This window comes from Shewanella colwelliana ATCC 39565 (genome assembly GCF_000518705.1).
Lineage (GTDB): Bacteria > Pseudomonadota > Gammaproteobacteria > Enterobacterales > Shewanellaceae > Shewanella > Shewanella colwelliana.
Window position 1 is genome coordinate 115739 of sequence record NZ_JAEC01000007.1, and the last position, 16259, is coordinate 131997.

Genomic DNA, 16259 nt, shown 5'->3' on the forward strand with positions numbered 1-16259 from the left:
ATCTTCCGTCTGTTAATGCCTGTTATCCTAATAAAGCTAGCGGTTAATTATTTGATCTAAGTGTTAGAAAATGTTTCTGCGCGCCTAATCTCACTGCTAAGGCGCGTAGTTTTTGGAGGTCAATCACAAAAGTAAGAAAGTAGCTCATTAACAAACATGGTGCCTTTGGGGGTCAATTGCCAGTGTTTTTCGGCAATGGCAACCAGCCCTCTATCAGCGGCTTTTTCCATGCCAAGGGTCAACATGTCAGCGGATAACCCTGTTCGCACTTCAAATTCAGTTTTAGGGATGGGTGACATTAACCTAAAGCGATTCATCAAATACTCAAGCGCTCGGTCTTCCTCTAAAACCTCTGTTTTTTCGAACAGATACTGATCTGCCGCTAAATAGCCTTTTGGATGTTTAATCTTGACGGTTCGCACAATTTGTTGGCTTTCTGTTAGGGTAATTTTACCGTGAGCGCCACAGCCTATGCCGATGTAGTCTCCAAATTGCCAGTAGTTCAGGTTGTGTTGACATTGATAACCGGGTTTAGCATACGCAGAGATTTCATACTGCTGGTAACCCAATTGAGCAAGACGTTGTTGTCCCTGCTCATAGATATGCCATAGCGCCTCATCATCTGGTAATTGTGGAGGCTTAGAGTGAAACAGGGTGTTTGGTTCAATCGTTAATTGATACCAAGATAGGTGGGGAGGGGCTAAGCCCGCAGCGGTTTCAATGTCGGCCATCGCCTCTTCAAAGCTTTGGTTGGGTAAGCCATGCATTAGATCGAGATTGAAGCTGTTATAGTTTGCCGCTTGTGCTTTAGCTGCTGCAATTTCCGCTTCGCTTTTGTCGTGAATACGCCCCAGCAAATTGAGCTTATCACTGGAAAAACTCTGTACACCAATCGATAAGCGTGTGACCCCTGCAGCGCGATAGGCAGCAAAATCATCATGCTCTAATGTGCCTGGGTTGGCTTCCATGGTGATCTCTATGTCACCCTCAAAACCAATTTGTGCTTTAGCGCCTTCAAGAATCGCTTGGATCTGTTTGGCATCGAAAAGTGAAGGCGTACCACCACCAATAAAAATAGAGTGCAGTTTACGTCCTTGAACATAATCGGCATCTTGGCGAAGATCCTCTAATAGTGCGTCAACATAAGCCTGCTGAGGCAACTCACCATTTTGACCATGGGAGTTAAAGTCACAGTAGGGGCATTTTTGAACGCACCAAGGTATGTGGATATAGAGGCTGAGTGGTGGCAGTGTGAGCATTAGCCTAAAATACCTTTAGATTTCATTTCGCTTAACAGAAGTTGCATTGCTTTACCGCGGTGACTTAGTGCATTTTTCTCATCGCTGCTGAGCTCTGCTGCGCTGCATTGGTGTCCTTCCGGGATAAATATCGGATCGTAACCATGACCATTACCGCCTTTAGGTGCGAAACCTATTGAACCTTCCCAGGCCGCTTGGCAAATAATTGGAGTCGGGTCATCGCTGTGGCGCATATAAACTAAGATACACTGAAAGCGTGCGCTGCGTGGCTCAGGACTCTCTTTTAACGCATCGAGTAATTTATTGTAGTTATCGCTATCTTTGGCATTCTCTCCGGCATAGCGAGCAGAATAGATGCCAGGTGCGCCACCCAATAAATCAACTTCTAATCCAGAGTCATCAGCAATGGCTGCAAGACCAGTCACTTGGGCAGCATGGCGAGCCTTAATAATCGCATTCTCGACAAATGTTGTACCAGTTTCAGGTACCTCTTCGACATTGAATTGACTTTGAGGCAGTACTTCAATGCCAAATTGCGCCAAAATCTCTGAGAACTCTTTGAGTTTTCCTTTGTTGCCACTTGCTAAGACTATTTTATTCATTAGGGTTCACCATGGGTGGGCTAAATATGGGCGCAATCATACCCAAGCAAGATGGTAAACGGTAGAGGGGAGGGCGTTTTTACTTAGGCTTTTTGTTGACCTTGATAAAACCGCCCTGTTTAAACATGATTTTCGATATTAATCGACATAGAATTTTTGTTTAAACTTCAGCTGAGTATTTAGCTTTTTGCCATATTTGATGGCGAGCTGAAAGTTGATCTCTTGGTCATCGCGATAAGGTACTTCGGCAATATAATAGATAGCGTCCCCCTCTCTAATCTCTCTAAAAATAAGGTTTATACGCGCGTCCAGTAGATTGTTGGCAAGGCCTGAAATCTCAACAGGGATAGCGGGATTACCGTCTACGCTAGTATCAAGTACAGATACATTGATGATACCTGTGTAGCTACTACGCTTGATTCCGTATGTTTTAGCTATGCTAGGTGTGATAAAAGTACTACCAATCGCTACATAGTGGATGTCGTAAATTCCAACGCTCTGTTTTTGTTCTGCGGACGCCATACCAGTCATCACAAGGGATAACAGTATTGCGCATAAAATGGAACGGATCATTGTGAGCTCCTGGTCACTGGATTACTGTTTTCAGTATAGTTAGTTATGCTTAATATAACGCTTTGAAGATTATTTTCTTACAATATTCATGTCATTAACGCGGCAACTTCAGCTGGAATAAGCTTGGGAGACAATACTTTTATCTGTTTGTGCCGCCCTAAAGCGCCTTTTTCAATAATGATATGGCTTTTAGGTACCTTAAACATCTTAGCTAGCAATTTACTCAAGTGAGCATTAGCCTTGCCATCAATGGGAGGCGCAGTGATAGCGACTTTGAGTTCGTCACCATGGGGACCAATAATTTGGTCCCGGCTGGCTTTAGGTTGAATATATAATTTAAGCAGCAGGTCTCCATGCTGCTCAATGACTAAACCCATTAAACGTTTGCCCAAAATGGTACATATTGCGCGAGGAGAATATTGATAAAGTTAAGAATAACCATCATCACCAATAAAGAGAGGTCGAGCCCGCCCATCGGTGGAAGAATACGACGAATGGGAGCTAAAAGTGGCTCGGTTAGTTGGCCCATCACCATCTCTATAGGGTTGTGCCCTTGGCTCACCCAGCTCAGAATCGCTCTCAAAATCAGCATCCAGAACAGCAGTACGCCTGCCTGCTTAAATACTGAGACGACTGAAACTAAAAGTATGGTGGGAATGCTGATGGCTGCGCCCGCAATCAGGCTTAGCGCAACAAATTTCAGCACAACGACTAATAGGGCAAGCACTAGCGATGCTGTATCTAAACCACCGATCGCGGGCAGCACTCTGCGCATTGGTGCGACGATAGGATGTGTAGCCTTAACAACAAATTGGCTAAATGGATTGTAAAAGTCGGCTCGAGCAAGTTGTAACCAGATGCGGATAATCACCACCATCAGATATAGATCAAAAACGGTACTGACTAAAAAACTTAATGCGTTCATGGTGTCTCTCTACTTAGTGTATAGAAGGTTAAAATTGTTTCGCCATCTCTTGAGCGCGTGCGACACAATCGCTCATCGCTGTTTTGACAATCCCTCGCAGATCGGCTTGTTCAAACGCTGCAATGGCTTGTGCCGTAGTGCCACCTTTAGAGGTAACATTTTCCCTAAGTTGTGCAGCTGAAAGCTGAGGGTTTTGCTTGACCATTGCTGCAGCGCCTAATGCTGCCTGTTGAACCAGTTGTCTGGCAATATGTTCATCCATTCCATCTTGTTTGGCTACGTCAATCATAGCCTCCATCATTAGGAAAAAATAGGCAGGTGAACTGCCGGCTAGGGCAATAACTTGATTTAAGTCATCCTCTTGTTCAACCCATACGACTTCGCCACCGCTTTTCATCAACTGTTCACACAACAGCTTATCGGCATCACAGACACCTGCTTGCGCATAGAGCCCTGTCATTCCATATCCAATTTGGGTTGGGGTGTTTGGCATAGTGCGGATAAGTTTGATTGGCTGTCTAAAGTATTCCTGGTAACGATTTATCGTTACGCCCGCTGCTATGGTGATGAGCAGTTTTCCACTTAGGTCTATAGCGCTTAGTGCCTCACACACTTGTTGCATCAGCTGTGGCTTGACCGCCAATATGATCACATCTGCTTGTGTTGCCGCAGCGAAATTATCATGGGACACCTTAATGCCAAGCTCAGCTTTAAGGACGTCAAGTTTAGCTGCACTGGGATTGGTGGCATGGATAAGCGCTGCATCATAGCCACTTTTTACTAAACCAGAGGTGATACTGCGGGTCATGTTGCCCGCACCGATAAAGCATAATTTCTTTTGTGTCATAAGGGTCTCTAGTTGTGGTTATTTCTTATCAATATATGACAATATATTTGGGCCAACACGGCAAAATACAAGTCATTGATGATTACCTTGCTTAGTTTCTACTGCCGAATATTGCGGTACCGATACGCACCATAGTGGTTCCGGCATCAATGGCGATCTCTAAGTCATTGCTCATCCCCATAGAAAGGGTATCTACAGAAGGATAGACATTACGCAATTGGTCAAATAGCACTTTCATTTGTGCAAATTCCCGACGCTGTATGGCTATGTCGTCTGTCGCCGTTGGGATAGCCATTAATCCTCTCAGTTCAATACGTGGTAATGCATTGATAACTCGAGCTAAACTCATTAGCTCTTGGGGGGGGATGCCTGACTTGCTCTGCTCTGCGCTGATATTAACTTGAATACACACCTTGAGGGGCATAAGAGCTTCAGGGCGTTGGTCATTGAGGCGCTTAGCAATTTTTTCACGACTCAGGGTATGCATCCAATCGAAATGCTCTGCGATGATCTTAGTTTTATTTGATTGCAACGGACCAATAAAATGCCACTCAATATCTGGGCATGATGGTCGTAGTTCAATTATCTTTAACTCGCCCTCTTGAACATAGTTTTCACCAAAAAGACGTTGGCCAGCATGATAGGCCGCTAGTATTTGACTAATGGGCTTAGTTTTACTGACGGCGAGTAGTTTAATCTCTTCGCTATCACGTGATGAAATTTGCGCCGCTTGAGCAATTCTTAGGTGGGCGTTAGCGAGTCTGTCTGCTATTGTTGTCATGATGTAAGTTTTTGGTTGAATGGATATCCCATACTATGGAAATCACAGAGTTACTTGCCTTTAGTGTAAAACACAATGCGTCAGATCTACACCTTTCTGCGGGAGTATCTCCAATGATACGTGTAGATGGTGAAGTCAGAAAGATTAATTTGCCAGCGCTGGATCATCAAGGTGTGCATAGTCTCGTTTATGACATCATGAATGATAAACAGCGTAAGGATTACGAGGAACATTTAGAGATAGATTTCTCGTTCGAAGTGCCCAACTTAGCCCGTTTTCGTGTTAATGCCTTTAACCAGTCCCGTGGAGCCGCGGCGGTATTTCGTACCATTCCCAGTGAAATATTAAGTTTAGAAAAATTGGGTGCGCCCGATATTTTCAAAAAAATATCAAGTTTCCCTCGAGGGTTAGTATTGGTAACCGGACCTACAGGCTCAGGTAAGAGTACCACCTTGGCGGCGATGATCGATTATGTGAACGAGAATAGACATGATCATATTTTGACCATCGAAGATCCTATCGAATTTGTGCACCAGAACAAACAGTGTTTGATCAACCAACGAGAAGTGCATCGCCATACCCATAGCTTTAATGCTGCACTAAGAAGTGCGCTGCGTGAGGATCCAGATGTGATCTTAGTGGGTGAGATGCGTGATCTTGAAACCATTCGACTTGCGATGACTGCGGCCGAAACCGGTCACTTGGTTTTTGGTACCTTGCACACCACCTCAGCAGCAAAGACCATTGACCGTGTGGTTGACGTATTCCCTGAAGGGGAGAAAGGTATGGTGAGAACCATGTTGTCGGAATCTCTCCAGGCGGTTATTTCGCAAACCTTGATTAAGAAGGTAGGAGGCGGCCGAGTTGCAGCTCATGAGATCATGATGGGAACCCCAGCGATTCGTAATCTGATCCGTGAAGATAAAGTTGCTCAGATGTATTCAGCTATTCAGACTGGTATGGCCCATGGTATGCAAACCTTAGATCAGTGCTTACAAAACCTGGTCAACCGAGGCTTAATTACTCGGGAAGATGCCATGTCTAAGAGTTCTAACAAGAATGCTAGTTTTTAAGTAAGGTCTTATTGTGGAAGTTCGTCCATTTTTAAAAGTGATGGTAGAGCGAAAAGCATCGGATCTATTTATCACTGCGGGTTTTCCACCAAGTGCCAAAATTGACGGTGAAGTAACCCCTTTAGGTGAGAATCCGTTTACACCAGCACAGTCATTAGAGTTTGTCGAAGCCTTGATGACCGAAGCGCAAATTAAAGAGTTTCATGAGAGCCGTGAATGTAACTTTGCATTTGCAGCTAAAGAGTTGGGACGTTTTCGTGTCAGTGCTTTTTGGCAACGAGAATCACCAGGTTGTGTGATGCGTCGTATCGAGACCAAAATTCCTTTGGTTGAAGATCTTAAACTTCCGCCAATTTTGAAAGATTTGGTGATGAGTAAACGTGGCCTGATCATTATGGTGGGTGGTACGGGGACGGGTAAATCAACGTCGTTAGCGGCGCTTGTCGGTTATCGAAATGCTCATGCTCGAGGTCATATTTTAACCATTGAGGACCCGGTTGAATTTGTTCACGACCATCGTAAGAGTATCATCACTCAACGCGAAGTGGGTATTGATACCGAGTCATTTGATGCCGCACTAAAAAGCTCGCTACGCCAGGCCCCTGATGTGATTTTGATTGGTGAGATCCGTAGCCAAGAAACGATGGAGTTTGCGCTTTCATTCGCTGAAACAGGTCACTTGTGTATGGCAACATTGCACGCCAACAATGCTAACCAGGCGCTTGATCGCATTATGCACTTAGTACCTGAGAGTAAGCATCAACAGTTACTGTTCGATTTATCACTTAATTTACGTGGTATTGTCGCCCAACAGTTGGTACCCAAGAGTGATGGCTCTGGGCGACGTGCAGCAATTGAGGTGCTGATTAACACGCCTCGTGTGGCAAGTCTTATTGCTAAAAATGAGCTACATACTCTAAAAGAAACCATGGCTAAGTCAAACGAGCAGGGGATGCAGACTTTTGACCAAGCCTTGCTGAAACTCTATGTTGATGGCGAAATTAGCTACGCAGATGCCTTGCATCATGCTGATTCGCCAAACGACTTGCGTTTGATGATTAAGCTGCAAGGTACAGAAGCTGCCAGTACCGGATTTATGGAAGGTGTGACGCTAGATTTAGATTAAGATTATCGGACGTTATAGATAGCGGACAATACCTAGGTGTTGTCCGCTTTTTATCAGATTGATTTACTCATTGATCCAGGCACTTACTTATAGCGTATTCATAACGCTTTAATGAAACCATGATATATGCTAAGTGGTTAATCAGTCAGAAAGACAGATGGCAGGGGGAAATATCGCCATGCCAAAAATTAAAAATTTTGCGTGAGTAGGGAGTTAAATTGGGTAACTATAAAGGCTTAACGAAAGAGCAGGGGCATCAACAACGAGCTCGCACCACTGTTTTATTGATGAACTTAGGTACGCCGAGTGAACCAACAACATCCGCGGTTAGGCGTTATCTTGCTGAGTTTCTTGCAGACCCAAGAGTTGTTGAAATCCCAAAACTTATCTGGTTGATGATTCTCCATGGGATTATATTACGTGTTAGGCCTGCAAAGTCGGCGGCACTGTATCAACAAATATGGAGTGAAGCCGGTTCACCTTTGATGGCCATCACCCAGAAGCAGACCCAAAAGTTAGCAGATCAATTGCAAGCCCATGGCGAAAAGGTCAACGTCGATTTTTGTATGCGATATGGCGAACCAAGCGTGAGTGATACCTTGAAACGCCTCCATAAAGAGGGCACTGATAAGTTAGTCGTTTTACCTCTCTATCCACAATATGCTGCACCAACAACCGCGTCGGCGTTCGATGCGCTGAGTAAAGAGCTGAGCACTTGGCGATACTTGCCAGCGTTACACTTTATTAATACTTATCATGATGATCCTGGTTATATATCGGCACTAGCTGCATCAATCAAGCGAGATTTTGAACTTCATGGTAGACCAAAGAAATTAGTGCTGTCCTATCACGGCATGCCAGAGCGAAACCTTCATCTTGGCGATCCCTACTACTGTTTCTGCATGAAGACGACACGATTGGTGGTAGAAGTGCTGGGTTTGCAAGACAGTGAGTATGTCACTACTTTCCAATCGCGATTTGGTAAGGCTAAGTGGCTTGGGCCCTACACTGATGCGACACTGACTCAACTGGCCGCTGATGGCGTTGATGACGTTGCCATTATCTGTCCTGCGTTCAGTGCTGATTGCCTTGAAACACTGGAAGAGATTGAGCATGAAAATCGTGAAATATTTGAACAGGCTGGTGGCAAAAAGTATCGCTACATAGCTGCACTAAATGATGAGCCGCAGCATATCGATATGATGGCAAACTTGGTTAAACCCTATCTAGCAAGATGAGATAAGGTAGTGGCTTAATCAGCGTCCTATCTATCTTGCTGCAAAGCCTATGTTTTTTATTATTAGTCAATTTTAATGCCCTAAATCGATATTGATTGGGGCATTTTACGTTAAAATGGGCGATTGTATCGATTTGATAACCCCCATGACCATTAATATTAAAGATTTATCAAAAACAGAAATTAGTTGTTCGAACTGCCAGGCTTGCTGCTGTCGTTTAGAGGTGATGATTATCAGCGACACAGGGGTTCCTGATGAACATGTGGCTGTCGATCAGTGGGGCGGGGAGACCATGCGACGTCTCGATGATGGTTGGTGTTCTGCGTTAGATCGCGAAACCATGATGTGTTCGATTTATGAGAATCGTCCTTGGAATTGCCGTGAGTTTGAAATGGGATCCTATGATTGTGAAATAGAACGTGAGATGCTGCTTGTTACATCATGATTTACTTCTGTTTGTTGATTTTATACCAATCAGTATAAAAAATCTGATTACTTAGCGAGTGTTTAGCGCGTCTGAGGTAAGGCCCTTAATTGCTCCTGCATTAAGGGCATTCACAAGGTCCCAGTTGATTGCGACGAGTCAGGAATGCAGTTGTTCTGCGTTTAAGCTCGTTAACACCGCATTGGGTGGTGTTGTCGTACGGATAAAAAAGGTGCAAACAGGTGTGGGTTAATATTGGTTTTCGAAGTAGCTCTCAATAATTAAAACTGCAGACATGGAGTCGACTTGTCCCTTAGAGAGTGCTTTAAACCCCCCCATTTCAAACAGCCTAGCTTTAGCATCAGCAGTCGTGAGGCGTTCATCTTGAGTCGCGGTTTTTACGCCAAATCGCCCGGTAATGCGATTGGCAAACTTACGTGCTCTTTGGGTCATCTCTTGTTCGGTTCCGTCCATATTTAGCGGTAAACCAACGACGATAAGATCTGGTCGCCACTCTTCAATCAGCATGCCTATCTCTTCCCACTTAGGGATTCCGTCATTGGCTTTTATTGACGCCAGAGGGGTTGCGCTACCAGTAATTTGTTGGCCTATGGCAACGCCGATACTTTTAGTGCCAAAGTCAAATCCCAATACCGTTGTTAAACTCATTATGTCATTTCTTCCTGCAATAGAATTAGGCGTGGCCTGTTTGTGATGAGAGCTGCCACACATCAAAACCGAGTGACTTTGTAGCGGCTTGTCAGCGTTCATCATGTTGAGTATCAAATAAGAGCTCATGGGTAACCGGAATCGCTAACCAGCTATTCTCCGCTAGCTCCTGATCCAATTGATTTCGTCCCCAGCCGGCATAACCCAGTGCGACAATAAAATGTTCAGGTGCTTGGTGGCCGCCCAGCGATGTGAGCACGTCTCTTGAAGTCGTCAGCATTACCTCATCGCTAATCTGCAGACTGTTACTCCATTGAGATTGTGGTGTATGGAGGACAAAACCTTTCTCTTGCCCAACGGGGCCGCCAACCAGTACTTGGTTGCCTATACTCTCGGAGACTTGGTTAGCTTCATCAAGAGACATCTGTTTTAAGAGTTCATTGACATCGACGCCGATGGGACGATTAATCATCAGCCCCATGGCGCCTTTCTCATCGTGTTCACAGATATAGATGACTGAACGTTCGAAGAAAGTGTCGTGCAACGAAGGCATTGCTATAAGTAAATGATTTTGCAAACTGTCCATCTAGCACTCCACTATTGGCAAATTAGCCACCTGCCAGTTTAACTTGATAGTTGAGTTTCTCAAGTATTGTCTTAAGTTGCTCGCGATTGTCGGTTTGCACCTCAATCGTAAATTCTTTGACAGTACCGCCGCAGCCGCACTGTTTCTTTAGCTTTTGAGCTAAGGCTTTAAGCGCTTTTTCGTCAAGGCCTAGCCCTTTGATCACCGAAACTCCTTTGCCTTTTCGACCCTTGCTATCCTTGTGTATGCGAACAATGCCGTCACCTTCAGGAATGGCTTTAGGTTCGTTATTCGGTTCAATTTTTCCGCCATCGGTGCTATACACCAATGAAATGTTAGGATCTATTCTCATCTTAAAAAACTAGTTGTGGCTCTTAGTTTGAGTGTACCAAATTGCGCGATTGAGTGGGAATGTTAAGGGCAAAAAAAAGACCACCGAAGTGGTCATGGATGACGTTAACGACCCATTTGCAGGGAGGACGTTAACGTCTGATATCCGAAAGCAACTAACGAATTAGTGCAAATGTGAGCAATCTTGATGAAACAAACTTTAAAATAGCTGTATTACCATAAAGACGAGTGCAACGGCGGTGACACCAGCGCAGGGAATAATGAATCTGTGCAACGACGTCATGGCAACACTACAACCTGTTAAGGCAAAGCTGATGGCGACAAGGGCTTGTGGAGAGCTGTAACCGCTGAGTACATTCAGACTAAAAATTATTAGGGCGACAAGTGGGATAGCCAATAGTACCTTTTGGCCATAGGCTTGATGACTGGGCGTCGCATTGTTGACAGCGAGCTTCTTTGGGGCAAACATAAATATTGCACTGGCGATGATAAATGCGCTGATAAACCAAGTCATATAGTAACTCCCTAATTAAATCTAATTGATAATCATTATCATTTGAGTGGTAATTAAAGTCAAGTGTATTAAATCGTTTTTTCAACAAAAAGAGAGTTGTAGATCATAATTTTGCTCTGTAAGCTTAAAACTATATATCGGTTGGTATTGACCCTCTTTATTGGTGGAGTATTTATGAAAAAGGTAATCGTCTTAGCGGCAGCATTAGCACTGTCGGCCTGTAGTACGATGAAATCGAGCTCGGATTATGATCCTAAGGTTAATTTCAATGAGATTAAGAGCTATGCGTGGGTCGTTCAGAAGAGTGATGATAAAACTTATCACCTTGATGGCTTAATGGACCAACGTGTTCGCGCTGCCGTTAACAGTCAGTTACAGTTTAAAGGGCTCACTTTGGCTGATGCTAACACCGCTGATGTATTAGTTAACTACTTCACTAAAGTGGACAAAAAAATTAATGTCGATACCTTTAATACCAACTATGGCTATAACCCATATTATGGTCCTGGTTGGGCATGGGGAGGCAATATGCATACCCAGACAACGGTTAGAGAATATGAAGTAGGCACGCTTATTGTCGATTTAGTCAGCCGTGAATCGGGCCAGCTGATTTGGCGTGGTTCAGTTGCAGATACTATCCGCGACAAAAACACCCCTGAAGAGCGGGTAGAAGTGGTTAATAAGGCAATTACAGAGATGATGCTGCATTACCCACCAAAACCTGAAGCAAAGTAGTGTTCAATCGCTATAGTTCCTAAATTTTAAAAGCGGCGTAAGCCGCTTTTTTGTGCGCATCATTTAGTCTCGTCGTGATGTATATAGTATTTAGACCAAAGTCCAACATCTTGTCGCACATTGATAATGTTACCCTGCGGATATTCAAACAAGTGGTACTGGAGGCATTGTGGAACAGTTTTTACAGCAGTGGTTTTATCATTATGAAAAAGGTGATGGCGTTGATATTACTGCGTTAAAACCTGACACTTTAACTAGCTGGCAGCAATTATTATCGCAAGCGAAGCAAGGTCAGCTTGAAAGCTGGAAAAAGACTCCGCCAGGACGATTAGGGTTAATTCTACTCATGGGACCGATTGCACACCTGTTGGACGATGACACTGCGTTAACATTACAAACCACTGCCCGCGAGCTATGTGTATCGGGGGTTGAGCGTGGTTTCGACACGCAGTTAGAACCAATCCAGCGACGTTGCTTTTACGATCCTCTGTTTTATTCCAACAAAGCCGATGATAAGGCCCTGCTGCTAAGGTTGTTGCAAGGGATGCAGTCTCAGTTAGAGTCCGACAGTAAACCCGCTTGGTCTGCATGGTATAAACAAGCTGCCATAACGTTACAGTAAAGGTTAATGGCTGCCGTTGGCTTTATACTAGTTGTTTACACACTACTAGGCTGCTTAATTGATGGATGAGTGACCGCTTGCTGATCCATCATCTCTCTAAGGAGCTTTCTTAGCAATCGGCTTAAGTTATCACTTACCTCTATGTGCTGAACGACATCGACATTGACCAGCCAACCAAACTGTTCAACATTGGTAGGCAGAATATGCAGGGTTCCCTGGGAAAGCGCATCTTGCGCAATATGGCTTGGCAGTAAGGTCCAACCAAACCCTGATTTGGCTAATTCTAGCAGCACATAGTAGTTATCTGCGTACCAAACATCTGGCGAAAATGCGGTTTTATAACCGCCATGAAGACTATCTTTAGCACCAATCACCAATTGTCTGTGTAGCTTAAGCATATCGAGATGCGCAGCAGTGGTTTTAGCTAGAGGATGGCCAGCGCTGACAAAAGGATCGAACGCTACAGCACCTAAGGATTCAAAATCAAGTTGTTGTGGGTAGACCTCCTCACTAAAAACAACCCCCATATCTGCACGTTTATCTTTAACTAGTTTGATAATTTCAGGGCTGGTGGCAGTCAATAGTTCCAGTTGTATCAGTGGATATAGTTCTGTGAAAGTGTGTAACTGTTTAGTGAGACCGGCGTAAGGAACGCCTTCATCGATGGCTAAAGTGAATTTTACGGGATCACAGCTGTCCAGGGCGGCGATTTGTAAGTTCAGCCGTTGGTGCTGGGTAATAACTGCTTTTGCTTGTTGCAAAATAGCTTCGCCAGCATGGGTGAGTACTGGGTAGCGCCCAGTACGATCAAATAGTGCCTTATTGCAGTCAACTTCCATGTTGATAATCTGTTGACTGACCGCGGATTGAACTTTCCCCAACTTTCTGGCAGCGGCTGAAAATGATCCTGTTTCTACTGTGGTAACAAAAACATTAAGTTGTTCGAGGCTAAACATATCTTTAAACCAGATGGTATCTAACTACTTGTCATCTTATTTGTAGATGATAATGGTCGCAAGTTAATTTGCTGAGTGTTTATGATGTCGACGAAAGAAAGAATTATTCATGCCATATTGTTTGAGATCTTTGCATTAGTGTTAGTGGTGCCCATTGCAATGTTGCTAACCGAGAAAGACGTCAGCGCGCTAGCTGCGGTAGGAGTGGGGTTAAGCCTATATACGGTGGTGTGGAATTACTTCTATAACATCTGGTTTGATGGCCATTTTGGTACTGATCGTGCTGAACGCAATATATGGCTGCGGATTGGCCATTCCATCGGTTTCGAGGCGGGCTTAATCTTTGTCACTGTCCCGGTGATAGCATGGTTTTTAGGATTAAGTTTATGGGGGGCGTTAATGTTAGAGGCGGTTTTTCTCGTGATATTCTTTTTTTATGCCGTCTTATTTAACTGGTGTTTTGACAGCATTCGAACTCGCATCGTGCATAAGGCGAAATGCTATTGATGTTTGCTACCCATTAAGGTCACCATTACGGGTTAACATTCATCCTCGCAGTTTATCTGTCAAGCGAGTCAAAGTTAGTAAGATATCTATTACACTTGTTGGTAATAAGATAATTATTTTGCATATTGGTTAATTCGTAAGAAGGATATAAAATAGCAGACTCCTGCCCAGTAAGGTTTAATTGCTGCAAATGTAATTGTGGACTATATATGGTTTAGCCGTTGAGCAAGATTGGTTGGTAACCGTGATGAAAAACCTATGTTCATTCATTTTACTTACTGTTTGGGCCTTATATAGCCCTGTCACATTAGGCTGGAGTGACATGGATAAGGACGGTGTGCCGGATCTCAAAGATGCTTGCCCTAATACGGTAGTGGGAAGTGTTGTCGATGCGGTTGGATGTAACAAGAACCCGGCAGTGTCTGTGTGTTTGCAGACAGTTGATGGGAGTTTTTATCCAGAACAATGCCAAAGAGCCACTCGCTTAGCGGTTTATTTTGCATTTTCAAGTAGTGAGGTTAGTTTTTCTCAATGGCAAAGTTTGGCGGATATTAAGCGCTTTCTCAGTGAGAATAATGGGAAGATTTGCTTAGAGGGACATACGGACGCGATTGGCGAAGTCGGGTTTAATCAACAGCTTTCGGTAGATCGAGCCTTGAGTGTAGAAAAAATTTTAGTCGAGGATTATGGCTTTAGCCCCACAAGATTCAGTATCGTTGGGCATGGTAGTGAGCAACCTATTGCCGACAATCAAGTCGAAGCCGGTAGGGCGTTAAATAGAAGAGTAGAGTTTTTGTTAGAGACTAATTAGTCGATATTTTAAAGGGAGCGTTAAATGGAAAGTTTGGAAGGTTATATTGAGCAAGCACCTGAGTTGATTGTGACTTACGGTATGAAAGTTATCTTTGCTCTGGTTATTTTTATTGTCGGTAAGTACTTTGCTAATGTCGCAAAGAAATTAACGTCTAAATTGATGACTAAGCGCAATATTGATCCTACAGTCGTTTCGTTCGTCGCGAATATGGCATGGGCACTTGTATTTGTGTTTACTGTCATTGCGACACTGGGACAAGTTGGCGTACAAACGGCATCGTTAGTTGCTGTGATTGGTGCCGCTGGCTTAGCGGTTGGTCTAGCGCTACAAGGTTCTCTCTCTAATTTTGCCTCTGGTGTATTGATGGTTATTTTCCGTCCTTGCCGTGTCGGTGATTATATTGAGGCTGCGGGTATCGCAGGTACAGTCGATGAGATCACTATCTTCTCAACTAAGCTTCGTACTCCTGATAACAAAGTAATAGTTGCACCAAACTCAGCAGTCATGAATGGCACCATTACTAACTATTCAGCAATGGATACTCGTCGTATCGACCTAGTGATTGGCGTCTCTTATGACGCGAACCTACAAGAGACAAAGAACGTACTTAAGCAAGTGCTAGACAACAATAACTACGTACTTAAAGACCCAGCTTATACGGTTGCGCTCGTTGAATTGGCCGACTCTTCAATTAACTTTGTGGTTCGTCCATGGGTGAAAGGTTCTGATTACTGGCCAGCGCGTTTCGAGATCTTAGAGCAGATTAAACTTGCACTGGATGAAGCAAACATCGGCATTCCATATCCACAAATGGATGTGTACGTAAAAGAAACACCTGCTGCATAATGCAATATGCGTGTTAATGAAAAGGTCGGCTTATGCCGACCTTTTCTTTAGGGCTATCGTATCAGTGAATTTGACCGTCTTGATTATATTGATAATCAAACTTGGGCATTCCCCAATGATAGCGAATGGCCAGCATTCTTAAACCAAACCCGAATGTTAGGCTAATTGCTAAATTAACCCATTCAGTAACGCCATACATCTTCAGCAATATATAGAGTAATGCGGTGAGCAGGGAGACTAAGGCATAGAGCTCTTTTTTAAAAATCAGCGGCACTTGATTACACAAAATATCGCGGATCACACCACCAAACACCCCCGTGACAACCCCCATGACCACAGCAACCACTGGGCTAAAGCCAAGTAGTAAGGTTTTCTGTGCGCCGACAATAGAAAATACAGCCAAGCCTAGTGCATCGATCGCCAAAAATAGCTTAGACAAATAGCGCATCACTGGTGCGATAATCACGGTTAGTAGTGAGGCAAATGCGATGGCTAGCAAGTAGTGCACATTCTCAATCCAAATAAGCGGATAGTTTCCCAATAACATATCTCTGAGGGTACCGCCACCAATCGCCGTGGCACAGCCGACGATGACAACGCCAAACAGATCCATCTGCTTTCTGCCGGCGCAAAGCGCGCCAGTCATTGCTTCGGCTATGATGCCTATTAGCCAAAGCAAAGTAATAAATTGTACTTCCTGCATGTGAAGCTCTAACGTCAAAAAAGGGAGCGAATTTTGCCTTAGATTTAGTGATGATTACAACGAGATTTTTTGCTTTTTTAGCATTAGAATTTCTAACTTAATATTATC

The 16259-nt window shown here is 44.0% G+C and carries 21 protein-coding genes and 1 pseudogene; 9 read left to right on the forward strand and 13 right to left on the reverse strand.

Annotated features, from left to right (window positions below):
* Window positions 1-119 precede the first annotated feature (119 nt).
* The 7 genes from hemW to L876_RS0105165 all read right to left on the reverse strand — a co-directional run bounded on the left by hemW (window position 120) and on the right by L876_RS0105165 (window position 4987).
* Entirely contained in the window at window positions 120-1259 is a 1140-nt protein-coding gene (gene hemW / locus L876_RS0105135) for a radical SAM family heme chaperone HemW (RefSeq protein WP_028762818.1), read from the reverse strand.
* A complete protein-coding gene (rdgB, locus tag L876_RS0105140) occupies window positions 1259-1861 on the reverse strand; it encodes an RdgB/HAM1 family non-canonical purine NTP pyrophosphatase (RefSeq protein WP_028762819.1) in 603 nt (200 codons plus the stop codon). The genes hemW and rdgB overlap by 1 nt, the downstream gene beginning before the upstream one ends.
* Before the next feature lie 138 nt (window positions 1862-1999).
* Window positions 2000-2434 (reverse strand): DUF4426 domain-containing protein, encoded by a 435-nt coding sequence (locus L876_RS0105145; RefSeq protein WP_028762820.1) that lies wholly within the window; start codon window positions 2432-2434, stop codon window positions 2000-2002.
* Between the two features lie 86 nt (window positions 2435-2520).
* A complete protein-coding gene (gene yggU / locus L876_RS0105150; protein ID WP_028762821.1) occupies window positions 2521-2811 on the reverse strand; it encodes a DUF167 family protein YggU in 291 nt (96 codons plus the stop codon).
* The gene (locus L876_RS0105155) at window positions 2811-3359 is read right to left on the reverse strand and encodes a YggT family protein (RefSeq protein WP_028762822.1); all 549 of its coding nucleotides are present in this window, start codon (window positions 3357-3359) and stop codon (window positions 2811-2813) included. The genes yggU and L876_RS0105155 overlap by 1 nt, the downstream gene beginning before the upstream one ends.
* Before the next feature lie 28 nt (window positions 3360-3387).
* The gene (proC, locus tag L876_RS0105160; RefSeq protein ID WP_028762823.1) at window positions 3388-4206 is read right to left on the reverse strand and encodes a pyrroline-5-carboxylate reductase; all 819 of its coding nucleotides are present in this window, start codon (window positions 4204-4206) and stop codon (window positions 3388-3390) included.
* Between the two features lie 91 nt (window positions 4207-4297).
* A complete protein-coding gene (locus tag L876_RS0105165; protein WP_028762824.1) occupies window positions 4298-4987 on the reverse strand; it encodes a YggS family pyridoxal phosphate-dependent enzyme in 690 nt (229 codons plus the stop codon).
* A 35-nt stretch (window positions 4988-5022) separates the two neighbouring features.
* On the opposite strand from L876_RS0105165, the gene L876_RS0105170 reads away from it, so the two are divergent.
* The 4 genes from L876_RS0105170 (at window position 5023) to L876_RS0105185 (ending at window position 8869) form a co-directional block, all read left to right on the forward strand.
* Window positions 5023-6060 carry a type IV pilus twitching motility protein PilT gene (locus tag L876_RS0105170; RefSeq protein WP_028762825.1) on the forward strand — a complete coding sequence of 346 codons (1038 nt, stop codon included), beginning with the start codon at window positions 5023-5025 and terminating at the stop codon, window positions 6058-6060.
* A 13-nt stretch (window positions 6061-6073) separates the two neighbouring features.
* Window positions 6074-7186 carry a PilT/PilU family type 4a pilus ATPase gene (locus L876_RS0105175; protein ID WP_028762826.1) on the forward strand — a complete coding sequence of 371 codons (1113 nt, stop codon included), beginning with the start codon at window positions 6074-6076 and terminating at the stop codon, window positions 7184-7186.
* Between the two features lie 218 nt (window positions 7187-7404).
* Window positions 7405-8424 (forward strand): ferrochelatase, encoded by a 1020-nt coding sequence (gene hemH, locus L876_RS0105180; protein ID WP_028762827.1) that lies wholly within the window; start codon window positions 7405-7407, stop codon window positions 8422-8424.
* 145 nt (window positions 8425-8569) lie between these two features.
* A complete protein-coding gene (locus L876_RS0105185; RefSeq protein WP_028762828.1) occupies window positions 8570-8869 on the forward strand; it encodes a YkgJ family cysteine cluster protein in 300 nt (99 codons plus the stop codon).
* 228 nt (window positions 8870-9097) lie between these two features.
* On the opposite strand, the gene ruvX is transcribed toward L876_RS0105185, so the two are convergent.
* The 4 genes and pseudogenes from ruvX to L876_RS0105205 form a co-directional block, all read right to left on the reverse strand.
* Window positions 9098-9517, reverse strand: a complete 420-nt coding sequence (ruvX, locus tag L876_RS0105190; RefSeq protein WP_028762829.1) for a Holliday junction resolvase RuvX — start codon at window positions 9515-9517, stop codon at window positions 9098-9100.
* 25 nt (window positions 9518-9542) lie between these two features.
* Window positions 9543-10103: pseudogene (locus L876_RS21125) on the reverse strand (YqgE/AlgH family protein).
* 22 nt (window positions 10104-10125) lie between these two features.
* Window positions 10126-10455, reverse strand: coding sequence for a stress response translation initiation inhibitor YciH (gene yciH / locus L876_RS0105200; protein WP_028762830.1), 330 nt, complete (start codon window positions 10453-10455; stop codon window positions 10126-10128).
* A 198-nt stretch (window positions 10456-10653) separates the two neighbouring features.
* Window positions 10654-10968, reverse strand: a complete 315-nt coding sequence (locus L876_RS0105205) for a hypothetical protein (RefSeq protein ID WP_028762831.1) — start codon at window positions 10966-10968, stop codon at window positions 10654-10656.
* A gap of 174 nt (window positions 10969-11142) precedes the next feature.
* On the opposite strand from L876_RS0105205, the gene L876_RS0105210 reads away from it, so the two are divergent.
* Complete coding sequence (locus tag L876_RS0105210; protein WP_028762832.1) at window positions 11143-11703, forward strand: DUF4136 domain-containing protein; 561 nt, start codon at window positions 11143-11145, stop codon at window positions 11701-11703.
* Between the two features lie 169 nt (window positions 11704-11872).
* Window positions 11873-12325 carry a DUF924 family protein gene (locus tag L876_RS0105215; protein WP_037428041.1) on the forward strand — a complete coding sequence of 151 codons (453 nt, stop codon included), beginning with the start codon at window positions 11873-11875 and terminating at the stop codon, window positions 12323-12325.
* A gap of 35 nt (window positions 12326-12360) precedes the next feature.
* Here the strand turns inward: L876_RS0105215 and L876_RS21130 are convergent, their stop codons facing one another.
* Window positions 12361-13281 carry a LysR family transcriptional regulator gene (locus tag L876_RS21130; protein ID WP_051412933.1) on the reverse strand — a complete coding sequence of 307 codons (921 nt, stop codon included), beginning with the start codon at window positions 13279-13281 and terminating at the stop codon, window positions 12361-12363.
* A gap of 84 nt (window positions 13282-13365) precedes the next feature.
* On the opposite strand from L876_RS21130, the gene L876_RS0105225 reads away from it, so the two are divergent.
* The 3 genes from L876_RS0105225 to L876_RS0105235 all read left to right on the forward strand — a co-directional run bounded on the left by L876_RS0105225 (window position 13366) and on the right by L876_RS0105235 (window position 15448).
* Window positions 13366-13788, forward strand: coding sequence for a PACE efflux transporter (locus L876_RS0105225; RefSeq protein ID WP_028762834.1), 423 nt, complete (start codon window positions 13366-13368; stop codon window positions 13786-13788).
* Window positions 13789-14035: 247 nt separating this feature from the next.
* On the forward strand, window positions 14036-14599 hold the full coding sequence (locus L876_RS0105230) for an OmpA family protein (protein ID WP_028762835.1): 564 nt from the start codon (window positions 14036-14038) through the stop codon (window positions 14597-14599).
* Between the two features lie 24 nt (window positions 14600-14623).
* Complete coding sequence (locus L876_RS0105235) at window positions 14624-15448, forward strand: mechanosensitive ion channel family protein (RefSeq protein WP_028762836.1); 825 nt, start codon at window positions 14624-14626, stop codon at window positions 15446-15448.
* 61 nt (window positions 15449-15509) lie between these two features.
* On the opposite strand, the gene L876_RS0105240 is transcribed toward L876_RS0105235, so the two are convergent.
* Complete coding sequence (locus L876_RS0105240) at window positions 15510-16151, reverse strand: trimeric intracellular cation channel family protein (protein ID WP_028762837.1); 642 nt, start codon at window positions 16149-16151, stop codon at window positions 15510-15512.
* Window positions 16152-16259 lie beyond the last annotated feature (108 nt).